General features: G+C 46.0%; 26 protein-coding genes. 17 read left to right on the top strand and 9 right to left on the bottom strand.

The features are described from left to right. Window positions 1-9: 9 nt before the first annotated feature. From ABD894_RS14915 to ABD894_RS14925, 3 genes are all read left to right on the top strand, one after another. Window positions 10-390 carry an RNA polymerase sigma factor gene (locus ABD894_RS14915; RefSeq protein ID WP_345211854.1) on the top strand — a complete coding sequence of 127 codons (381 nt, stop codon included), beginning with the start codon at window positions 10-12 and terminating at the stop codon, window positions 388-390. Next, the gene (locus ABD894_RS14920) at window positions 377-631 is read left to right on the top strand and encodes a hypothetical protein (RefSeq protein WP_345211855.1); all 255 of its coding nucleotides are present in this window, start codon (window positions 377-379) and stop codon (window positions 629-631) included. The genes ABD894_RS14915 and ABD894_RS14920 overlap by 14 nt, the downstream gene beginning before the upstream one ends. A 183-nt stretch (window positions 632-814) precedes the next feature. Continuing rightward, window positions 815-1,105, top strand: a complete 291-nt coding sequence (locus ABD894_RS14925) for a helix-turn-helix domain-containing protein (protein ID WP_345211856.1) — start codon at window positions 815-817, stop codon at window positions 1,103-1,105. Window positions 1,106-1,230: 125 nt separating this feature from the next. Here the strand turns inward: ABD894_RS14925 and ABD894_RS14930 are convergent, their stop codons facing one another. Together ABD894_RS14930 and ABD894_RS14935 are read right to left on the bottom strand one after the other, a co-directional pair. Beyond that, window positions 1,231-1,545: a hypothetical protein gene (locus tag ABD894_RS14930; protein WP_345211857.1), complete on the bottom strand. Its 315-nt coding sequence runs from the start codon at window positions 1,543-1,545 to the stop codon at window positions 1,231-1,233. 6 nt (window positions 1,546-1,551) lie between these two features. Further along, the gene (locus tag ABD894_RS14935) at window positions 1,552-2,226 is read right to left on the bottom strand and encodes a hypothetical protein (protein WP_345211858.1); all 675 of its coding nucleotides are present in this window, start codon (window positions 2,224-2,226) and stop codon (window positions 1,552-1,554) included. A gap of 11 nt (window positions 2,227-2,237) precedes the next feature. Between ABD894_RS14935 and ABD894_RS14940 the strand changes: the two genes are divergently transcribed. From ABD894_RS14940 to ABD894_RS14950, 3 genes are all read left to right on the top strand, one after another. Beyond that, window positions 2,238-2,612, top strand: a complete 375-nt coding sequence (locus ABD894_RS14940; RefSeq protein ID WP_345211859.1) for a hypothetical protein — start codon at window positions 2,238-2,240, stop codon at window positions 2,610-2,612. Further along, window positions 2,609-2,773: a hypothetical protein gene (locus ABD894_RS14945; RefSeq protein ID WP_345211860.1), complete on the top strand. Its 165-nt coding sequence runs from the start codon at window positions 2,609-2,611 to the stop codon at window positions 2,771-2,773. The genes ABD894_RS14940 and ABD894_RS14945 overlap by 4 nt, the downstream gene beginning before the upstream one ends. Before the next feature lie 63 nt (window positions 2,774-2,836). After that, window positions 2,837-3,136 carry a hypothetical protein gene (locus ABD894_RS14950; protein WP_345211861.1) on the top strand — a complete coding sequence of 100 codons (300 nt, stop codon included), beginning with the start codon at window positions 2,837-2,839 and terminating at the stop codon, window positions 3,134-3,136. 6 nt (window positions 3,137-3,142) lie between these two features. Here ABD894_RS14950 and ABD894_RS14955 read toward each other — a convergent pair whose 3' ends face one another. Genes ABD894_RS14955 through ABD894_RS14965 form a run of 3 tightly spaced genes read right to left on the bottom strand, consistent with a single transcriptional unit; the run spans window position 3,143 to window position 4,728 of the window. Next, window positions 3,143-3,340 carry a DUF2188 domain-containing protein gene (locus ABD894_RS14955; protein WP_345211862.1) on the bottom strand — a complete coding sequence of 66 codons (198 nt, stop codon included), beginning with the start codon at window positions 3,338-3,340 and terminating at the stop codon, window positions 3,143-3,145. Between the two features lie 13 nt (window positions 3,341-3,353). Further along, on the bottom strand, window positions 3,354-3,590 hold the full coding sequence (locus ABD894_RS14960) for a hypothetical protein (protein ID WP_345211863.1): 237 nt from the start codon (window positions 3,588-3,590) through the stop codon (window positions 3,354-3,356). A gap of 28 nt (window positions 3,591-3,618) precedes the next feature. Beyond that, window positions 3,619-4,728 carry a serine hydrolase domain-containing protein gene (locus ABD894_RS14965; RefSeq protein ID WP_345211864.1) on the bottom strand — a complete coding sequence of 370 codons (1,110 nt, stop codon included), beginning with the start codon at window positions 4,726-4,728 and terminating at the stop codon, window positions 3,619-3,621. Window positions 4,729-4,923: 195 nt separating this feature from the next. Here ABD894_RS14965 and ABD894_RS14970 point away from each other — a divergent pair, with 195 nt between their 5' ends. Together ABD894_RS14970 and ABD894_RS14975 are read left to right on the top strand one after the other, a co-directional pair. Continuing rightward, on the top strand, window positions 4,924-5,214 hold the full coding sequence (locus ABD894_RS14970) for a hypothetical protein (RefSeq protein WP_345211865.1): 291 nt from the start codon (window positions 4,924-4,926) through the stop codon (window positions 5,212-5,214). Window positions 5,215-5,317: 103 nt separating this feature from the next. Beyond that, window positions 5,318-6,451: an alpha/beta hydrolase gene (locus ABD894_RS14975; RefSeq protein ID WP_345211866.1), complete on the top strand. Its 1,134-nt coding sequence runs from the start codon at window positions 5,318-5,320 to the stop codon at window positions 6,449-6,451. 114 nt (window positions 6,452-6,565) lie between these two features. Here ABD894_RS14975 and ABD894_RS14980 read toward each other — a convergent pair whose 3' ends face one another. After that, entirely contained in the window at window positions 6,566-7,456 is an 891-nt protein-coding gene (locus tag ABD894_RS14980; RefSeq protein ID WP_345211867.1) for a hypothetical protein, read from the bottom strand. A 31-nt stretch (window positions 7,457-7,487) separates the two neighbouring features. Next, the gene (locus ABD894_RS14985; RefSeq protein ID WP_345211868.1) at window positions 7,488-8,384 is read right to left on the bottom strand and encodes a DUF72 domain-containing protein; all 897 of its coding nucleotides are present in this window, start codon (window positions 8,382-8,384) and stop codon (window positions 7,488-7,490) included. Between the two features lie 131 nt (window positions 8,385-8,515). Between ABD894_RS14985 and ABD894_RS14990 the strand changes: the two genes are divergently transcribed. The 9 genes from ABD894_RS14990 to ABD894_RS15030 all read left to right on the top strand — a co-directional run bounded on the left by ABD894_RS14990 (window position 8,516) and on the right by ABD894_RS15030 (window position 16,240). Then, window positions 8,516-9,103, top strand: a complete 588-nt coding sequence (locus ABD894_RS14990; protein ID WP_345211869.1) for a Crp/Fnr family transcriptional regulator — start codon at window positions 8,516-8,518, stop codon at window positions 9,101-9,103. A gap of 93 nt (window positions 9,104-9,196) precedes the next feature. After that, entirely contained in the window at window positions 9,197-10,024 is an 828-nt protein-coding gene (locus tag ABD894_RS14995) for an NAD(P)H-dependent oxidoreductase (protein ID WP_345211870.1), read from the top strand. An 897-nt stretch (window positions 10,025-10,921) separates the two neighbouring features. Next, window positions 10,922-11,527: a diheme cytochrome c-553 gene (locus ABD894_RS15000; protein WP_345211871.1), complete on the top strand. Its 606-nt coding sequence runs from the start codon at window positions 10,922-10,924 to the stop codon at window positions 11,525-11,527. A gap of 179 nt (window positions 11,528-11,706) precedes the next feature. Continuing rightward, complete coding sequence (locus ABD894_RS15005; RefSeq protein ID WP_345211872.1) at window positions 11,707-12,972, top strand: MFS transporter; 1,266 nt, start codon at window positions 11,707-11,709, stop codon at window positions 12,970-12,972. Between the two features lie 657 nt (window positions 12,973-13,629). Further along, window positions 13,630-13,923: a hypothetical protein gene (locus ABD894_RS15010; RefSeq protein ID WP_345211873.1), complete on the top strand. Its 294-nt coding sequence runs from the start codon at window positions 13,630-13,632 to the stop codon at window positions 13,921-13,923. 16 nt (window positions 13,924-13,939) lie between these two features. Further along, the gene (locus tag ABD894_RS15015) at window positions 13,940-14,365 is read left to right on the top strand and encodes a hypothetical protein (protein ID WP_345211874.1); all 426 of its coding nucleotides are present in this window, start codon (window positions 13,940-13,942) and stop codon (window positions 14,363-14,365) included. A 132-nt stretch (window positions 14,366-14,497) separates the two neighbouring features. Beyond that, window positions 14,498-15,307, top strand: a complete 810-nt coding sequence (locus tag ABD894_RS15020) for an SDR family oxidoreductase (RefSeq protein ID WP_345211875.1) — start codon at window positions 14,498-14,500, stop codon at window positions 15,305-15,307. 173 nt (window positions 15,308-15,480) lie between these two features. Further along, window positions 15,481-15,909: an acyl-CoA thioesterase gene (locus ABD894_RS15025; RefSeq protein ID WP_345211876.1), complete on the top strand. Its 429-nt coding sequence runs from the start codon at window positions 15,481-15,483 to the stop codon at window positions 15,907-15,909. A 148-nt stretch (window positions 15,910-16,057) separates the two neighbouring features. Further along, complete coding sequence (locus tag ABD894_RS15030; RefSeq protein WP_345211877.1) at window positions 16,058-16,240, top strand: hypothetical protein; 183 nt, start codon at window positions 16,058-16,060, stop codon at window positions 16,238-16,240. A gap of 648 nt (window positions 16,241-16,888) precedes the next feature. Here the strand turns inward: ABD894_RS15030 and ABD894_RS15035 are convergent. Both ABD894_RS15035 and ABD894_RS15040 read right to left on the bottom strand, forming a co-directional pair. Beyond that, window positions 16,889-18,124 carry a condensation domain-containing protein gene (locus tag ABD894_RS15035; protein WP_345211878.1) on the bottom strand — a complete coding sequence of 412 codons (1,236 nt, stop codon included), beginning with the start codon at window positions 18,122-18,124 and terminating at the stop codon, window positions 16,889-16,891. 177 nt (window positions 18,125-18,301) lie between these two features. Then, window positions 18,302-19,084: a hypothetical protein gene (locus tag ABD894_RS15040; RefSeq protein WP_345211879.1), complete on the bottom strand. Its 783-nt coding sequence runs from the start codon at window positions 19,082-19,084 to the stop codon at window positions 18,302-18,304. Window positions 19,085-19,162: the final 78 nt, after the last annotated feature.

Raw genomic sequence — 19,162 nt, forward strand, 5'->3', positions numbered from 1 at the left:
GAGGGCCTGGTGCAGGAGACTTTTATCTCGGTCTGGAAGAATTTGGCTGGTTTCCGGAAGGAAGCGCAGCTGGGTAGCTGGATCTTCCGGATCGCAACCAACCACTGCCTGCGCGCGCTGGAGGTCGCCCGCCGTATGCCCCCCGGGGACATGCCGCTGCACCTGGCGGAGGTACCGGAGGAGTCACCGGAGGAAAAGCAGCGCTGGCTGTACCAGGCGATCGCAACCCTTCCTGAAACGGACCGTATCATTATTTCACTAGAACTGGAAGGACTGCCGCAGGCGGAGATCGCGGAGGTGGTCGGAATGAGTCCGGTCAATATACGGGTGAAGATCCACCGGATCAAAGAAAAACTGGCAATACAATTGAAGCTGTATGAACGAATTTAATCAACTCCGTACCCTTTGGCGAACCGCCGATACCGGCGCCCTGCCGGATTCCCATGCGATGCTGCGCCTGGTACGCACCTTCCGTACCCAAAAACTGCGAAAAAAATGGCTGGTGACCGGGTTGGCGGCACTTTTTTCAGCACTGATCATCGTCGTGCCATGCCTCGTACATTTTCACCTCCCCGGTACATACAGGACGGTTGTTTTTTGTTGGGCTCTCATTGCTTATAGAATTCAATAACTTATACCTGCTAAATACCATGCCGTTTATTTTTCGGCCGTCCCGGTCCAATGTTATTCAGGAAAGGTGTAGTATAATACAGACAGCGGGGATGCACTTCGGGAAATCAACTTATTTGCTGCACAACCGGTGAAACTTTCTGTCAATAAACCTGTGTCTTAGTCATTAATAAATATCTTTGACTTGGACATAAACGTAAAATTAAAAAAAGTGGCTGACAATATCCGTGAAGCGCGTTTGTTGCGGAACTATTCACAGGATTATATGGCCCTAAAACTCAACATATCCCAGAATGCCTATAGCAAAATAGAGCTGGGTTATACCCGGCTTACCTATAATCGCCTGGTGGAGATCGCCGAGATATTGAATTTTTCCGAGCAAAAACTGTTACCTTCTATGCCCATGAAACCGTGTCGGGAGTTGTTTCCATGTTCATTAAAAGCAACGGATACAAATTCACAGCAGGGCCGTTGAATCCATCGGAATATTTAGGCTAAGTATATTTAAAACCGTTGTGAATACTGTGTAGCGACGGGACATCCTGGTTTTTTCAGAACTTGCGGATATTTCAAAATTGCTGTTGCCTGCTATCTCGAAATTCACCTATCCGGATGTTTGCGTAAACGAAACTCCGGTCTCGGGTCTTCGGTTTGAATGGACATTTGTGGGTAATCGAGGTAACGCGCATACCAAAGCACGGCTTGCTGAATGACCTCGAAATGTTCACCGTTCCAGCCTTCGGTCTCAAAGGCCAGCCACTCGCCATGATCATCTCCAAAGATATGCAGCTCGCCCCTGGTTGGCTGGAATTGATCGACTTCCAGGCCAAATACATTGACTTTGACACCGGTTTCCGCATGAACGATGACATCGCGCTCCTGGTCGTTTAATAAAAAATAGCTGGTCGAATACATATTTGATCAAATAACCATGCCCAGCCTCGCGACCAAATTATCGTCCTGAAACAAGGCATGTTGGGTTTTCCAGCTGCCGTTAGCGGCCGGTAAGAGTAAGCCAACCGGTTCGTCATCGAAGTAAATTTGATACCCGCTTTGTTGCGGTACGAGCCGGACACGAATGACCTTGGATTTAAACGTTTCGATCACCATGATACTTCCATCAACCTGCAGGCCTTCTTTACCTTCGAAAGGGATCGTCGCAAAAACGTCTTCGCCCGCTTCGTCTTCTTCAAAGGTAAGCTCGGGCTCGAATTCAGCGTTAGTGAGGTATTCCACCAGCTGCGCCTGCTGCGCAAGGTTCAGGTCTTCCGGCTTACCGTCCCAGGTAAAGATCTGCGGGTTGGACAGGTCGACGTGCAGCATGCCCAGGTATACCCCGTGTGTATCGATATATGGTTCGGCGTCCCAGTGTCCCGCCTTTTCAAAGTGCGCGTCCACTTCGTCGTCGCTCATCGTATCAAAAGGCGTCAGGTCTTCCCAAACAGAATAATCACCATGGTCGATCAGGCCGCGTTCCACCTGTTCGTAATTGGATTGCAGCACCAGGTGACGGATGCCCTGTTCGGTCGCCAAGGAATAATCGATTTCTTTCCACATAGTGAACGAAGGTACAATAGCCATACCAATTGCCGCCATAACTATTTGAATTGTTTGGCTTTTACGCTATTTTGCCTGCGATGATGGAAGACAGGTTATCTCTATTATTTCCGGGTTTCCGGGTTCGTTCCCAGACGGCTGGTTGGCTGGTCGAAGGCGGGTTGCTGGGCTTTCCTGTAGCCTACTTGTTTCTGAAGCTGGACGATGAGGAAAAGTTGGACGCGGATTGCATCTGCCGCCTGGCTGAACAGATGCGCAAAATGGACCTCGCGCGGGCTTACCTTCTTCACACGCACCAGTTCAAAAAGAAAACGGCGGATTTGGCCGCCATACATGGGATTACCTTGCTGGAATCGTCCGCATTTTTAGCGGAAGATTGCCGCATTCAGCCGGGAATGCCGATAGCTATTTTTATCCCGCGTTGAAAACTGCCGAGGTCAAATTGGATGTTTATCTGAACAATCAAATGTCCCTGCATCCGCCGGACAAACTGGTCACCCGTCAGGAGGACGAGGGCATGGTTTCGCTGGATGGGGGCGCGACGGTGGCCCGGCTAAGCGACCATCTTGTGGCCCGCTATCTATAAAAGAAACCGAATATCGCAGCCTATGAAAAGCTCGATCTCCGTGAAGAAAGGATCTGGATCAGGATGAACGGCGCCTGGCTGCTGACGAATGTCCTGGTCGATTTTAAATGGAGCAAACCGGCATACCTGGTCTATCTGACACCGGACGAACTGGAGCAACTTAGCCCACACTGGCGCGGTAAAAAGATCAATAAAGATATTCCTTTGACGCCGGCACAGCTGCCATTGATGGACCATTGGGTCAAAGTAGGCAGCCCTTATGGCTGGCCGGTGAAGACAATCTTTCAGGCAGTCGGTCCTTTTGTTTTACCCCGGGACATGGCTGCCTGGATACCGGACCACATCAGCTATCACAGGGAATGACGGAATTTATTGGGGTTTATTTTCCGGCACTTCTTCGGGGTGGTGCTCGAAATGGACGCGTGCCTGTTTGAGCCCGGTAGCGATGGCTTCACCTTCATTACCGGTTGTTTTCAGCACTTCATTCGCGATCTCCGTGGCTTTTTCGCGGATATGTTTCGGTTGGTTCTTGTAGCTTGGCGGGTATTCTCCATCGTACCAGGGCATCGTTCCTCCTTATTTAAATCGTCACGTGAATGTTTTCCAGGTAAGGCAATAAGAACAGCGTATGTTCAAAGGCCCGGAAATGAATGATCAGGTATGACCGGCAATCGAAGAACACTTCGATGTAGGTCCGGTCCAGACTGTACAACCTGACGTACGCCCGGTCGGTGAACCGTTCGGCCAAAAAGGTCGCCTTTAATACCGTTTCGGTCTTATAGGTATAATCCAGGTTGTTGAAATCTTCTGAGCGCATAATCTTCACCAAGCAAATGGCGTGCCTTTTATGGTGGCGTAATGGTCGGAAGTTGCCAGGCCTGCCTAAATAAGATGGCGTTATAAGCTTCGTACACGCCGGAAGCACGATTATGGTTTTGGACATTTCGCAAGACAATGAGTGTTTTGTCGCGATCGATAAAACGGGCGATATGCGTGTCATATCCGCCCCAGGAACCATTATGCGCCACGCATTTTCCGGTGGTCGTATCACCGGTAACGATGCCCCAGCCAAAACCATAGCCGGCGCTGTTGCCGTTGTTGAGTTTGACCGGCGTAAACATCTGGCTCAGGGAATGGCTGCTGATCAATTTCGTGGTGTACAAAGCCCGGTCCCATTGCAGGAGATCGGCTGCTGTCGAATAAACGCCACCATCGCCGGCAATGCCGTCCAGGTATTTGACATACTGCCGGTCTTCGACTGCGTCCTGTGATACGGCCTTGCGGGTTTTTCGATCCATCACATAACCCAGCGCGCTGTTGGCTAATAGTTCGTGATGCGTTATCCGCGTCACAAAAACCCGGCTCCGGCGCATGTGCAGCGGACGGAAGATATGCCGCTTTAAAAATTCAGCATAGCTTATGCCCGACACTCTTTCAATGATCGAAGCCAGCAGGACATAGGCGGTGTTGGAATACGCCCAGTTTTCACCGGCCGCAAAATGAACGGCAGGCTGGTAGCGGGCCAGCAATGCGATCACGTCTTGATTCTGCGCGACATGGGACCTGTCCCAATGCGCTGCAAACCGCTCCTCGTAATCCGGCAGGCCGGAGGTATGCGTAAGGAGGTCTTTGATGCGTATATTTTTATAAAAAGACAGTTCGTTCAGGCAACTATCGAGCCTGGAATCCAGACTCAGTTTGTGCTGTTCTACCAGTATCATAATGGCGGTGGCGGTAAATTGCTTGGACAAGGAAGCCAGATTGAACAGTGTGTTGTTGTTCAGCGGGCGTTTATGCTCAATATCAGCATAGCCCAGGGATCTTTGGTAAACGATCTTACCTTTATCGGCAACCAGGATATGACCATTGAAGTCATCCTTTGCTTTCAGGAAATTAACAAGGGAATCGTAGCCGGTTTTCAGGGATTGACCTTCTGCGGCCTGACACATGATCATGAAAGCGATAATTAGCGGTCTTATTTGCACGGTTAAAATTAAGGTATTTTCAGGATATATTTAATGGGCGTTTGATCAGATTCGCTACCAGAAAAAAACAAACGTTGTCGCTGCTTGTCTTTATTAACAAATAATAACGTTATGATCAGCACCACCCCGGTTATCCTGCAAAAAGAGGATGGTACCTCTGAATAGATGGACATCGACCCGGTTTCTTCTGAGGAAGACGGGCAGACGATTTTCAACGGCGTATATATACTCACGGCTAGTCCTTATCACCCGGAAGGGGATTCCGCAGACGATGATGAACCCATGGACATTATCCCGGCGGGGGAGATCGCGATGCACCAGGACAATAAACATGAATGGGTATACGTCGGCAGATACCTGAACGAAGTAGAACAGGAGAAGATCGCCGAGGCTATTCAGGCATACGACGAAAAAAAGCCCTGGCTGCGGGAGGATAGCGATGATGTCCCTTTGTAGCCCTATCAGTTACACAACTTTAAGTTGTTCTTTTTCATGTTTGATCGGGGCAACCTTTAGGTTAACCCACTGTTAAATAGGATACATCTATTTAAAAAAAAACATGAAAATGAAACCATTTATGTACGCAGTGCTGGCCGCTACGGTCGCGCTGGCGTCCTGTCAGTCCAATGCCAACAAATCAGCCGGCGACAGTTCCGCTATTGATACCCTTGCGGTTGAAGCAGGCAATCCGGTATCCCTGAATAGCATTAGGCCCACAGGCGCCACACCGGCCTGGGCACCGGATATCCACCCGCAAATGCAGGCGGTGATGGAGAAACTGGCCGGCTATGGCGACAAACCGATCCCGCAGCTGACAGCTGTTGAGGCCCGTAAAAACCATACGCCGACTGATGCGGTCAAAGACCTGATGGCCCAATACAAGATCGCTGCGCCACCAAGTAATGTCGATACCTCCGGTAAGGATATCCCTGTAGCTGGCGGCACCATCCACCTGCGCATGTACACCCCGAAAAGCACCGGGCCATTCCCGGTGGTAGTGTATTACCATGGCGGTGGTTTCGTGATCGCCAACCTGGATGTTTATGACGCTTCGGCGCGTTCGCTGGCCGATAAACTGGGAGCCGTGGTCGTGTCCGTAGCCTATCGTTTAGCGCCGGAGAAAAAGTTTCCGACTGCCCATAACGACGCTTTTGCCGCTTATCAATGGGTGCTGGCTAACGCAGCGGCGATCAAGGGTGATGTTAAAAAGATCGCTGTGGCCGGCGAGAGTGCCGGTGGTAACCTGGCTTTGAATGCGGCGATAGCGGCACGCGATAAAAAGGTCGCTTTGCCAGTTCATATCCTGGCGGTTTACCCGGTCGCGCAGCCGGACATGAATACGCCATCTTACCAAAAATATGCGGCTGCCAAACCGCTGGATAAGCCGATGATGGCCTGGTTTGTCAAAAACTATTTGAACTCGATGGCCGAAGCGAAAGACCCGCGCATTAACCTGGTAGCGGCCAACCTGAAAGGCCTGCCGTCGAGCACCATTATCACCGCGCAGATCGATCCTTTGCAAAGCGACGGCGAAATGATTGCAGATAAGTTAAAAGCGGCTGGCGTGACCGTGGATACGAAAAACTTTGACGGTGTGACCCATGAGTTCTTTGGGATGGCTACTGTCTTACCGGAGGCGGTTGAGGCGCAAGCTTATGCTGTCGATCAGCTCAAAAAATCGTTCAGTAAATAGTTGAGGCCATAATGTTTGTACACCCGCGCCTTGAAAGGCTCGGGTGTTTTTGTTAGCACGTGTTTTATATAACTTTGTAAAGCAGCTTTCCATCATTACCATCGGTCGGATTGATCAATCTCGTGCCATCCGGCTGAAAACCAACAGGCGAACGCCGATCAGGTAGGGCATGATAAAGGGGATCGCCGGAATAGCTGCCAGATAACCTAAGGTCCCGAAGGGTTCAGGCAGGAAAGGCGGCAGTACGGCCAAAACGATGCCGGTCAGCGCAAAAACGATGTACCATCGACAGGCGCGGAGGCTTAAAACGCCTGCCCGTTTCAGCGAGATCGCCAACAAGAGGGCGCTGAGATAGATCAACGCTACTTCGACAACGGAGATCACGTAAAAAAGGGCTTTGACCGGCGGATACCAAGCTGGTTTTTCACCGGTGGGCAGGGTAACCAAATAGCGAAACACACTGGTCAGGTAATAGCCCCAGAATGCCATATTGATAATAAACAAAGGGATAGCCAGGCTCATTGCGGCAAATGCTAACATCGAAAAGGTTTGCTCTCCCTGTTCCTGCAATTTTGCCTTCAATAGCGCGAAACCCATAAGTGCAATGATGCCTCCGCCAATCAAAATACTATACCTGGCCTGTTGTTCGGTAGCGTATGCCAGCCAGGCGGCCATTGTCGCTGGTAGCGGTCCCATGCCGGCGAAAATGGAAAATAATAGCCAGGGAATGATCAGGAGCACACCGGCAGCGGCCCAAGCCCGGATGTTGTACTTTCTGCCAGCCTGACCAGGTCTGATCAGTCGCCAGACGGCTGCCGCCAGGATACCGGTGTTGATGAGCCACAGGGGGATATAGATCAGGTAGCTAACCTGGCCGATGCCAAATCCGATTATCGCGACCAATAACGGCAACAGGTATAAGTAAATCAATCCTGATTTTTGTAAACGATCCATGGTCATGTAGGTGAACACTAAAGCTATGAACTTTAGATGAATTAAGGCCATGTTTTAACAAATTTGCCCTTTGGGTCAGGTTTTATTTTCCGCTGATCAGTTCCGGCGCTTTAACTGCTATCCCCAGCCGGGTATTCAGTTTTTCAATAAAGTACACACAGGCCTGGGGCACAAAGCGCTCATTATTCTGGTGCAGGAAAAACCAGAGGCTTTGCAATCCCTGGTCGCCCCATTGGGCAATGCGCTCCACCCAGTTGTCGAGGCGCTGGTAGTCGGTGGGGTCGAGGTTGTTGCCGACGAAACGGATGAAGGCGTCGCCGGTCGTCAGCTCCATGTGCACACAGTCCCTTCGGCCGGTGGTATCGGAGATCACGGTACCGACATGCAGGCCGCGCAGCAGGTCAAATAGCTCTTTCCGGGCAGCGGTATCGGCAAACCAGTCCTTATGCCGGATTTCCACGCTCACTTTCACGGTGAGGTCCAATTCCTCCAAGAAGTTCCGGAGATTGGGAAGACTTTTTGGCGAAAAGTTGTCGCTCAGCTGTAAGAGCAATGGGCCCAGCTGCTCACCAAAGTCGCTTAAGCTCTGGTAGAACCTCGCCGTATGCTCCTCCGCATTTAGTAAGCGGCAGATATGGCTGATACTTTGGGGGAATTTCGGGCAGAATCTGAAATCCGGTGAGGCGGCTACCTGTGCGGTCCAGCGGCTGATCGCTTCCGCATCGTAAGCATTATAAAAGGTCGCGCCAAACTCGACGGTATTGAATTGCCGGCTATAGAGGCTCAGGAACTGATCAGCAGGTGCTTTGACCGGGTAGATGATCCCTTTCCAGTTCTTTTCGCTCCATTTCGGTGCGCCGATAAATATACGTAACGGATCTTCCGTGCTGTTTTGCTGCAGGGTGTTTTTCGTCGAATCCGTATCGGCGGTAAACGGAACCAATTCGAAGTTTTTCAATGATTCAATCATTAATTGCATATCGAAATAAAAGAGTTTTTATACCATTCCCCGTCAGTTAGCAGTTGTATGATAAGTCCTATCTTGAACTTAAAAAATAATCAGACATAAAAGACCCCGGTTGTTTTCCGATTGTTTTCTATTTTTGTTAGATGGGAGATTTTGACCAGATTCTTGCCTCCGTCGGAAAGTATATCGATCTTACCGACGATGAGAAAAAAATATTTATTTCAAAACTCCGGGTAAGAAAAATAAAAAAAAAGCAATTTATTGTACAGCCCGATTTTATTTGTAAATACCGGAGTTACGTGGTAAATGGTGCGCTGCGCTCATACATTATGTGTAACGATGGGCAGGAGCATACCATAGCTTTAGCAATTGACGATTGGTGGATCTCTGACTTCAACAGTTTTATTTATCAAACACCCGCAACCCTATTTGTCGAAGCTTTGAGCAACAGTACAGTAATTCAAATTACGTATGATGACGAGCAAAAATTGTTAGAAGAGGTCCCGAAATTTGAACGTTTTTTCCGCATCATCACCCAACGCGGATTTGCCTACCTGCAAAGACGAATATTGTCCAACTTGAGCAAGAGTGCAGAAGAACGCTACATTCATTTTTCTAAACAATACCCGGAAATTCTGCAGAAGGTGCCACAATATGCAATAGCATCCTTTTTAGGTATTACACCGGTTTATTTATCTCAACTTCGCAATCCTAAAACCGGAAAAAGTTAAACTACTTTAATCAAATTTCTTTATATAGCTGATTTTTTAACAGCATTTACTGTCGGAGTTTTGTGTTCTTGTTGATCATAAAATTAATTGAACATGCAAAACTCAAAAGATAAAAAAACAGTACCTGCGGGCGGTTCCGGCGGTATCATTAAAAAGAAAGTATTGATCGTTTTTGCCCATCCTGAGCCCACTTCGCTTACCAGGACGATGGTAAGTACGAGCATAGAAAAATTTGAACAGCTAGGTTACGAGGTCATGTTGTCGGATCTGTATGGCATGAAATGGAAGGCTGTTTATGACGAACATGATTTTCCGCAAAGGGTAAATGGAGATCGGCTCTCGTTTATCCATGAGTCCGGCAACGCGTATGCCACGCAAACTCAAACAACAGATGTGCTGGCTGAACAGCAAAAGTTGCTGGCAGCGGATGCGGTCATCTTTCAATTCCCTTTGTGGTGGTACAGCATGCCGGCTATTTTAAAAGGATGGATAGAAAGAGTTTACGCTTTTGGTTTTGCCTACGGCTATAAGAACGGTACAAATCAATTTCGTTTCGGGGAGGGAATTCTAAAAGGCAAACGAGCCTTAGTGTCAGTATACGCAGGCGGTCCGCAAGCGGATTACAGTCCAAGGGGTATTAATGGGCCTATTGAACAATTGCTTTTTCCTTTAACCCACGGAGCGTTATTTTATCCTGGAATGGAGGTACTGCCGACCCACGTCATCTATAGTTCGACATTTATTAAACCAGAACAAGTTGAAGATGAAAAAAGAGTATGGGAAAAGAGGCTGGAAGATCTGTTTACAGATGCACCTATCGCATACCGGGCGCAAAACGGTGGCGATTATCCAGACAGGCATGTGCTGGCGGCTGATGTTGATCCCCATAAAACCGGGTTACTCGCCCATATTGCAGATTAGAAAATGTATGTGAAAGGAGTGTGCACCTTCAGACAAATGCTGAATACTCCTTTTAAAAATTAGATAGTAAAAAAACATTGTATTTAGTAACTGCTATAGACTTAATGACGTTGCAAAGCTAGTTTTTGTGTTTGGTGCTGATTTATTGCTTATATGCCTCAACTTGTTGACATTAATTAATCTACACTTTGTGGATGCAAAAATGGAAGTTCAATTACTAAGTAGTAAAATTCATTTTAAGCCTCCCACACTGGAGATGATTAAAACCAATTCATTGAAAATTTAAAAACATTAAGTGGTTTATAACATTAGCTTTTCCACTGGCAAAGGGGACCTTTTTGGATAGGCCTATAGGGGTCATTTTGGTGCGTTTTATCCATTAGCTCACAGTGTTCGATCTTGCTTCCCTCTCGGTGACTCTAACGCTATCAAGAAAAAAATAACCAGTATTTTGGATAGGCCGATAGGGGTCATTTTGGTGCGTTTTCTCCAGCCGCAATAAAATGACATGGAAGCTGTTTTTAAAATTCTCAAAGTTTTCATAAATCGGTATCCATTATTGATTGAGTCACTCTTTAGTCGCAGATCGGTCGACCTATTGGCCAGTTGAATTGTGCTTTTTTTCTTAAATTATTCAGATGGAAGTTGGGACGCTAGCGGCGTCGTTTATCATGAATAATATATACTGCTTCGCCGCTGCTCTACCTCCATCACCATCTTAGTATACTGTGTAAAATATGGCCGATTTGAATAATCTGCAACTCCCTACTTTCGCTTAGATCATCAACATTACCGGTGGAATAAATACTCCACAGTTCCGGGCAACCCTTGACCGAATTAGGTGATAGCTTACGATCATATCATGAGCTTTCTTTGTGACCTAATCCAATCTGTCTAATGAAAAAGTACTTACTGATCTTTGCACCCGGACTGCTGATCATCCTCTTTTATATCTATTCCGGATCCTCAGTTTCGCCTTTGCGGCGATCTGCAAGGAAGTATTCCTCTGACACCAGTAGTGCCGCACTGATCAAAAGAGGCGAATATCTTGTAACGATTATTGGATGTAATGACTGTCATTCACCGAAATATATGGGGCCAAATGGTCCGGCCATAGATTCGTTAAATATGCTCTCCGGATACCCGTCCCATAAAAAAGTGCCCCCGTTCCCCACAGGAACTATAAAAAAAGGCCAGATCGTTCTTGCTGAAGGCGGCACCCTTGCAATGGGGCCTTGGGGAACCAGCTTTGCCGCAAACCTCACGTCTGACGAAACAGGTATTGGGAACTGGTCAGAGCCCCAATTTAAAAACGCGCTTCGTCACGGTAAATTTAAAGGGCTGGATGGAGGTCGGATGCTTGCACCCCTTATGCCCTGGCAGAATTTTGCGGTGATGTCAGATGAAGATTGTAGCGCGATTTTCAGGTACCTTAAATCGACCCGTCCATTTAAGAATGTGGTTCCTGAATTCAGGCCGGTAGCCGATAACGATAGCCGATAATATCCCAGAACATTGCCTCATCAAATTGCTAAGCATCTTAAGGTCTTCAACAAGTATAACGGGCTGAAAGATTTTCCAGCTTCGCCAATGCGACTTATGCCTTCCCGAAGATAATAATATTTAGTTCGGAGCCATTCACTTACCTGATAAGCCGATAATGCGTATCTAAAAATTAACAAATGCAACACTCAAATCCTAAGTTATCAAAATACAAATTGCCAGTAGCCGCTATCCTAGCGGCAGCACTTGGCTATTTCGTCGATGTATATGACCTGCTCCTTTTTAGCATCATCAGGGTGCCCAGCCTTCGCTCGCTCGGTTTAAATAGCGGATCGGTCACGCAAGAAGGGATATATCTATTAAACTTGCAAATGACCGGACTTATGGTAGGTGGGGTCTTGTGGGGCATACTAGGCGATCGAAAAGGACGTCTCACAGTATTATTCGGATCGATCCTGATCTATTCCCTTGCCAATATTGCCAATGGGTTCGTTCATTCTACTGAGGCTTATGCTGTATGTCGTTTCATTGCCGGCTTCGGATTAGCAGGTGAACTTGGGGCGGGGGTCACATTGGTAGCTGAATTGATGCCTTCCCGAAATCGTGGTTATGCTACCTGTTTTGTTGCTGTGGTCGGAATCAGCGGCGCTGTAGCCGCTTTTTTCACAGCAAAGCTTTTTGATTGGAGGATCTCTTACGTTGTTGGTGGTGCACTTGGAATAGCCCTGTTGCTGATGAGAATAAGTGTGGCTGAATCAGCGCTATTCCTTCAGGCAACTAAGACTAATGTAAAGAGGGGAAACATCATGATGATCATTGGTAATAAGGATCGCCTCCGCAAATATTGCCGCTGTATCATGATCGGCCTGCCGCTTTGGTTCGTCGTCGGTGTATTGATATCGTTATCACCTGAGTTTGGAAAAGCATTCAGAATAAACGGTGTTGTGAACGCCGGTACTGCGGTAGCCCTGTGTTATGGTGGATCAGTGCTTGGTGGAACGCTAAGCGGTCTTGCCAGTCAACTACTTCAAAGCCGGGTCAAAGCAGCTGTTGCCTTTACATTACTTTCTGCCGGTAGCGTCGTTGCATTCTTTTTAATGCAAAACGCCTCGCTGGCCGCCTTTTATGTGGTCACTCTATTTATGGGTATCTCTTCTGGTTACTGGGCATTATTTATTACCATGGTCACCGAGCAGTTCGGAACTAACGTTAGGGCGACCGTTTCCACAACAGTCCCCAACTTTGTCCGTGGCGCAGTCGTTCCTATGATGTTGCTCCTTAATTTCTTTACCACCTTTCTAAGTTCAATGGTTGTCGCAGCCATCATCGTTGGCATACTTTGTTTTGGAGTTGCATTGTGGTCATTAACGAAGGTCAAAGACACCTTTTACCTGGACCTGGATTACCTTGAGAACGATCTACATGAAATTAGAGAAAGTAAATGATACGCCGTGTTCAATATCAAACAATGTCATTCCCGGCAAATGAGTCACTCAACACGATTATTTAATTACCTCATGGTTGCTCTGAAGCCAGTATTCCAAGAAGTCTGGCGTGATGCTCGCTGGATATGCTAAAAGATCGACTAATGGTGTGTTGCCTCCTTATAGCGTAGAAGGCTTAATTTATAAAAAACCTCAATATACATCAGAGCGGGAAGATTGCATACAATTTAAATGCTTGGTTTCCTCCAAGACCTCTATTGATGACTATCAGCAATTCCAAACACTTTATGTCCTAAAGCCAATTAAAAAGATGTTGCAGAACTAGCTGGTGTAATCGATCAACTAATGTAAGATAGGGTGGTTTGCAGGACCCATGTTCCGTGTTTATTTCATATGCCGTTACGCAATCTACGGTATAACGGCCATATATTATAAAACCACCAAACACCTGCAACTCAAACTAAAATTTAAACATTCCAATCAATATTCACCGCTTTAGGGGATATGATACCCATCTTAAGGTATAGTTAACTCATGGCTCCGGTAATACTTTTGCAGCCACTATCGAACCATCAACAGTGTTTCATAGAACATCAATATTAAAAGAGCGTGCTGGTATAAAGGGCCGGTGCTCATTGTTTTATTAAAATAAGAAAAATGATAATAACTAGCGATCATATACCCGAGGGCTTCATAATTACCGCAAAAAATTTAGCTGTTGACCCCGGAGCAGAACAGCCTAGGAAGATATTACCTGAACAATTGGGCGAACAGATCGCGATTTTCCTCAGGACACGCCTGGAAAAACAGCCTGCCATCAGGGTTTCCCTAAGTATAGAGCATTGGGACCTGATGAACGAATTGGCGGTAACCAATTATGAAGTCAAGGCAGATCTCAGCACTACCCGAGGCAAAGATTATACCCGCAACTATTGGGTAGAAAATCAATAAACTATAACAGACCGTTATGAATTACTTTAAATTAAGTGCTGCCCTGATGATGGCGGCTTCCGCGTTCAATGCAGGTGCACAAATTAAACCTGCTGGCTATCCACAAAGCGCTGTAAATAATTATTCATCCATTATAATGCAGCTGCGTCCTGTGGCCATGCATGCGGATGAAAATACGGAGAAAGCTCAATACAGCATGGATGTTAGCAACATTCAGGAAATATTACCCTTTGCGATCGGTACAAAAACCATCTGGTTAAAAGCTGGAAAGAACAGTACTACCGCTACAGATCAGCCCGTAGTTGAACCGGAACGGCTTGTCCCGTTAATTATCGGTGCATTGAAGGAGCAAATTCTGAGAGTAGATAGCCTCGAACATGAACTACGCTTAATTAAAAGCAAAAATCCAGTGAGCAAAAAAACTGAAAAACTTTCCCGATAAAAAGGCCTAACCAGTGAACCAAAGGCAGTGCAGAAGGCTGCATGGATCATGCAGCCAACTCCTGCTGACCGTAACAGATATTTTAACCCAGGCAGAGAGCTTAATGGTTTCTACCGTTCAACAGATAAGAAGATGAAAAAAATAATATTAGTCACCGGTGCTTCCACAGGTATAGGGATGGCCACCGTTAGGGCTTTGGCCAAAGAAGGCCACAGGGTTTATGGCGTGAGCAGAACCATAACGAATAAACACGGCTATCCCTTTACTGCAATCCGAATGGATGTTACCGATAGCCGATCAGTCAAGGAAGTTATCAATAGCATCATTGCTAAAGAAGGCCGGATCGATGTTTTGGTTAATAATGCAGGGAACGGTGTCGCGGGACCCTTATATGACATGCCTGTCGAGGCTGCAAGGTCTCAGTTTGAGGTGAATTTTTTTGGTGTGGTAAGCGCGACAAGTGCTGTACTGCCTGGGATGATAGAGAGAAATGCGGGCCTGATCATTAATATCAGTTCCATTGCCGGACTTATCGGCCTTCCTTATCAAGGGCTATACAGCGCCAGCAAATTTGCTATCGAAGGCTATTCTCAAAGTTTAAGGATGGAATTATTTAGTACCGGAATCGATGTAGCTGTTATAAATCCCGGAGATTTTAAAACTTCTTTTACAGGTAACAGGCAGAAATTACCCTTTAGCTTTCCTAATGAAAAATTAGCCAATGATTTTAATGCCGCAATAAAGAGCATGGAAGCTGATGAGGATAAAGGAGGTGATCCGGCGGATGTAGCTGATAAGATATGTCATATCGTAGAAGCCGGTAAGCCAAAACAAAATTACCTGGTTGGTGCCATTGGACAAACGATCGCACCAACGCTCAAAAAGATATTACCGGGCAGGTTGTTCGTAAAATTGATGAACGATCATTACGGACTTCATTAAAAGTGGCAGGCAATATGGACTATGCGCTAATTGCCCGCCATTTTATTGACTTTCCCGAGATTGAACTTACTTGTGAAAAACGGCAAACAAAACTGCTGAATAAGTAGCCGTTAAGCCAAGGTTTTGCGTGATTTACAGAAATAACCTATCCACCTAATTTTAACAAATTTTTTATGTCCTATTCACAAATATATATTGCAAAAGAAGAACACATCGATGTTCAAGGTATCATGGATGGCCTCTATTACCCCTTTTACATGGAGTGGTGCCGTCACGACTTTATAAGAGAAGTTCTCGGATTTGATTTTGAAAACGAGGCCAGAAATGGCGTTTATATGGTCCTTTCCAGTTATTGCCTGAACTTTATCCGCTCTTTAAAAAAAGGCGATGAGTTCTCTGTCACCTGTGAGGTTTTCAGGGACAAGGATAAACTCCCAAAATTGCATTTTAAACAAACGATACTGCTGAATAAAAAAGTAGTAACTAAAGCGGTTTTCTCCGGTACCTGTATCCCCGCCGCCGGCGGTCGTCCTTATTTACCGGAAACGGTTCTGGAAAAATTAAAGGATGCATCAGAACTGGAAATATTACAAATGATCTGATCCGGGGAAGCCAAATATGATAGCTAGTGATTGAATCAGCGAATGTTTGATACCTAATGCTGATTATCATTGTTTAAAACAAAGCTTGATATACGGACTCAAGATCATCCTTCTCCTTTTTTATATACAGATTCACATCTAAGCCGCTATGATGAGCCATCATTTTTGCGATACACCATTTGTTGCGGATGCCTCTAAAAATCCACAAGATCACAACATAGTAGTAAATTTCAGGGATGACCACTTTTTCCGGACGGCTATCTGCGTGGCTACTCCTGCGTTTTACCGGGTACTTGAAAGGCAGCAATTTCAAAGCGACAAATGCTCGTAGAGAAAGGCACTAACGTTGCAGAAATACATTTGACCGGAATTACTACCGCCGCACCCCATTCTTCCTTTTTTCTACCGTATAATTAATCTCGTTAAGTATCGATTAAAAGCCTTTTCATCCTCTCCAAAAGTTCTGCGCTTTTTTCCGGGCATCCGTACCGGTACAAATGATACTTGATAATTGTTCGCTAGAGAATCAGCTTAAAGTTCAGGAAAAGTTTGACGGTAACCCTTTAACATACCGAGTACGAATGAATACATGTTGTTTTGAATGGGGCTGGAGGAAACCGGCAGTCAAAGCGAATATCAACTTCGATCCATCGCTTTCTCTAAACTACTTTTAGGAACGTATCACACGTCATACCAGCTATCATGGCGAAGTAACCAAAATGGAATTCTATGTCGATATAGTAAGTTTGAACAAAAAATAGGAAACCTAATATATTCAGCAACGCTAAGCACCAGGCGATTAGCGTTAGTATAATATCATCAGGCCGGTTCAAGTGGATAAATAGTATAATTCACTTGTCAAAGCGGTTTGATGTTGAAATTGTTTAAAGTGAATTTTGTAAGATACACCTAATAAAAAAACCCGCAATATCAATTGCGGGTTTTTCTTGTATTTCAACGTCGCTAAATAGAATCGGATCTAATTAGCTGCAACCTGCTCCAGTTCGCAGGCTTCGGCTAAAAGTGCTTCCATTTCGTCTAACATGCCTGGTATGGGATTATCACTAGTATTCGTTAGGCATAATGAACCGTTGCTACTGATCGCGCCAATCGTTTGCTCCATGCCCTTACCGGAACGCACCATGGGACCATAAATGGCTTTCAGCTTTAAGTCGCCAAAATCGGTATCGAATTTTACTCGGCCCAGATTAGTGACCATTAATTCCTGATTGAATGGCCCTTTCAATATCTCGATCATGTTATGAAGGTCTGAACTTCCGAATACGATGCCACGGAAAAAATTAATATAGTTTTTTACATGTTCTTCGGTGTCTGTACCTTCCAGGCCTGCTTTAGCAAGGCGGGCGATCTCCCAGAAAGACAATTCCTGCTCACCTTCGAAGTAAACGGCATGCGTGGTGATATTGAGACCATAATTATCATCCAGTTTCAGCGGTCTTCTTGAGCATATAGGAGAGATCAGCTCGATCTTCCGGTCGTTCAAATCAGCACGCATTCTTCTTGAAACGATCAATGCAGCCGCACACAAGGCTCCATGTACAGTTGTTTTTTCGAGTCTTGCACGTTCTAATATTCCCTGGCTCGTTCCTTCATCGATCCTTTTACTGGATATTTTCGGTGAGACCTTCTTGAAAACATTTGGCAATGATTGAACCTGGCCAGTGTTAGGGATCGCTATGTCTTCCGGAAGACCAAGCGTATCATCGTTTGATGGCTGCGGGTCCATCATCTGCAGTTCCTGCCCTGATACCGCTTTAATAATGTCCCGGAATAAATAACTGATCGAAGTTCCATCCGCAACCGCATGGTTCCCCGCCAGGATCAGCACAGTCGAATGAGGCTTTTGAACAAGTACTGCTCTTAACAAAGGACCTTTAGCAGTATCAAACCTAAGCGCAAGTTCCTTTTCAGCTTCCTGTTCCCATGAGTAATTGTCTTCAGCGTGTACGACGCGAAGAGGTATTGGCAGGTCGTCAACATGTTCAAACACCGGACGTGAGAACTCGTCAATTGTGATCTTCACTGATAAATTGGGGTGGCGGCGCTGAACTTGGTCTATCGCTTTCCGCCATTCCTCTGCGGGTTTCAGGCCATCTATTTCGCCGGCCAATACAAAGTCTTTTGAATCGATCTGATCCAATAACCAGAAAGTTTTTTCGAATGCACCTAAAGTGCGGTTTTGCTGTCTTTTCATTTTATCGTTATTGTTTAAAGTCTTACGGCCGTCCGGGCCGGTATTGAGGCCTGGCGTATGCAGCCATACGAACAGATTTATAATTGCAAATTTGGCAAAGGTCAGGTCCTGAAAGAATGGATATATATCGCGTTCTCAGGCACTTATTTCCCTTAATTCAATAGTTATTAAATGAATTTAATTGGATGAATAGGGCCTCGGTTCGCTGTAGATCAGGTCATCCATGATAACCATGTCACTGGTCGTGCCGTCCGTAACCCCGGCACTGATCGCCTTGTTACCGGTAATGATCTTGACATTGGTGATCTTATGACCTTTTGTATGAATACCCACAAATGAGAATTTTTTATCAGCTGCTGTTGGCCTGACTTTTCCCAACAGTGTATTTCCTTCATAAACTTCAACGGCTGTTGCACTTGCATTGTCAACATCCGAGAAGATCACACCGAAAGAATTAACATAGGCAGCGGTATTGGTTCCGGGAACAGTGAACATAAGTTCTGTTATCGTAGATCCTATCGGACTGAATGTTTTGCTTTTGCTAAATGCGCCGAACTGGCTACCTAAGGCGGGGTCGATGTCTGCGAAATTATTATCACTTACTCTAAAGGCGGTATTAGCCGGTAAGAACGATATGCCGCGCTTTCTCCCGTCAGCAGCATCCTTTTCTGTAGCATTGAAGAAATCTGACGGAAATGTATTCTTGTTCAAAAGATCTGCAGGGACGGCATCCCAATTGATCTCTCTTCGTCCGCCCGTAGCACCCGGGCTATTGTTTAAACTTTTACCTGCAAGTTCCCTGAAAGCAACAAGCTTACCAGCAATTGCCGAGCTATCACCTGAAGCAATTATCACATCGGCTTGAACCGGCTGATCATTGTAATCTCTTTCGTCTTTGCTGCATCCGACGATCGAAAGCCCGGCCAAGGCGATCATCACTAAATTTAATTTGTTTTTCATATTAATTTTTAGTGCAAAGATGCCGGACAGGCTGCCAGCCAACAATGACCAATGGCGGTAGGCAGGTCACTCAAACCG

The organism is Mucilaginibacter gynuensis, assembly GCF_039541195.1.
Lineage (GTDB): Bacteria > Bacteroidota > Bacteroidia > Sphingobacteriales > Sphingobacteriaceae > Mucilaginibacter > Mucilaginibacter gynuensis.

Coding starts and splice junctions, on each gene's coding strand:
- ABD894_RS14920 (WP_345211855.1), top strand. CDS start 377: ATGAACGAATTTAATCAACTCCGTACCCTTTGGCGAACCGCCGATACC.
- ABD894_RS14930 (WP_345211857.1), bottom strand. CDS start 1,545: ATGTATTCGACCAGCTATTTTTTATTAAACGACCAGGAGCGCGATGTC.
- ABD894_RS14935 (WP_345211858.1), bottom strand. CDS start 2,226: ATGGCGGCAATTGGTATGGCTATTGTACCTTCGTTCACTATGTGGAAA.
- ABD894_RS14950 (WP_345211861.1), top strand. CDS start 2,837: ATGAACGGCGCCTGGCTGCTGACGAATGTCCTGGTCGATTTTAAATGG.
- ABD894_RS14955 (WP_345211862.1), bottom strand. CDS start 3,340: ATGCCCTGGTACGATGGAGAATACCCGCCAAGCTACAAGAACCAACCG.
- ABD894_RS14960 (WP_345211863.1), bottom strand. CDS start 3,590: ATGCGCTCAGAAGATTTCAACAACCTGGATTATACCTATAAGACCGAA.
- ABD894_RS14965 (WP_345211864.1), bottom strand. CDS start 4,728: ATGATCATGTGTCAGGCCGCAGAAGGTCAATCCCTGAAAACCGGCTAC.
- ABD894_RS14970 (WP_345211865.1), top strand. CDS start 4,924: ATGGACATCGACCCGGTTTCTTCTGAGGAAGACGGGCAGACGATTTTC.
- ABD894_RS14975 (WP_345211866.1), top strand. CDS start 5,318: ATGAAAATGAAACCATTTATGTACGCAGTGCTGGCCGCTACGGTCGCG.
- ABD894_RS14980 (WP_345211867.1), bottom strand. CDS start 7,456: ATGGCCTTAATTCATCTAAAGTTCATAGCTTTAGTGTTCACCTACATG.
- ABD894_RS14985 (WP_345211868.1), bottom strand. CDS start 8,384: ATGCAATTAATGATTGAATCATTGAAAAACTTCGAATTGGTTCCGTTT.
- ABD894_RS14990 (WP_345211869.1), top strand. CDS start 8,516: ATGGGAGATTTTGACCAGATTCTTGCCTCCGTCGGAAAGTATATCGAT.
- ABD894_RS14995 (WP_345211870.1), top strand. CDS start 9,197: ATGCAAAACTCAAAAGATAAAAAAACAGTACCTGCGGGCGGTTCCGGC.
- ABD894_RS15000 (WP_345211871.1), top strand. CDS start 10,922: ATGAAAAAGTACTTACTGATCTTTGCACCCGGACTGCTGATCATCCTC.
- ABD894_RS15005 (WP_345211872.1), top strand. CDS start 11,707: ATGCAACACTCAAATCCTAAGTTATCAAAATACAAATTGCCAGTAGCC.
- ABD894_RS15010 (WP_345211873.1), top strand. CDS start 13,630: ATGATAATAACTAGCGATCATATACCCGAGGGCTTCATAATTACCGCA.
- ABD894_RS15015 (WP_345211874.1), top strand. CDS start 13,940: ATGAATTACTTTAAATTAAGTGCTGCCCTGATGATGGCGGCTTCCGCG.
- ABD894_RS15020 (WP_345211875.1), top strand. CDS start 14,498: ATGAAAAAAATAATATTAGTCACCGGTGCTTCCACAGGTATAGGGATG.
- ABD894_RS15025 (WP_345211876.1), top strand. CDS start 15,481: ATGTCCTATTCACAAATATATATTGCAAAAGAAGAACACATCGATGTT.
- ABD894_RS15030 (WP_345211877.1), top strand. CDS start 16,058: ATGATGAGCCATCATTTTTGCGATACACCATTTGTTGCGGATGCCTCT.
- ABD894_RS15035 (WP_345211878.1), bottom strand. CDS start 18,124: ATGAAAAGACAGCAAAACCGCACTTTAGGTGCATTCGAAAAAACTTTC.
- ABD894_RS15040 (WP_345211879.1), bottom strand. CDS start 19,084: ATGAAAAACAAATTAAATTTAGTGATGATCGCCTTGGCCGGGCTTTCG.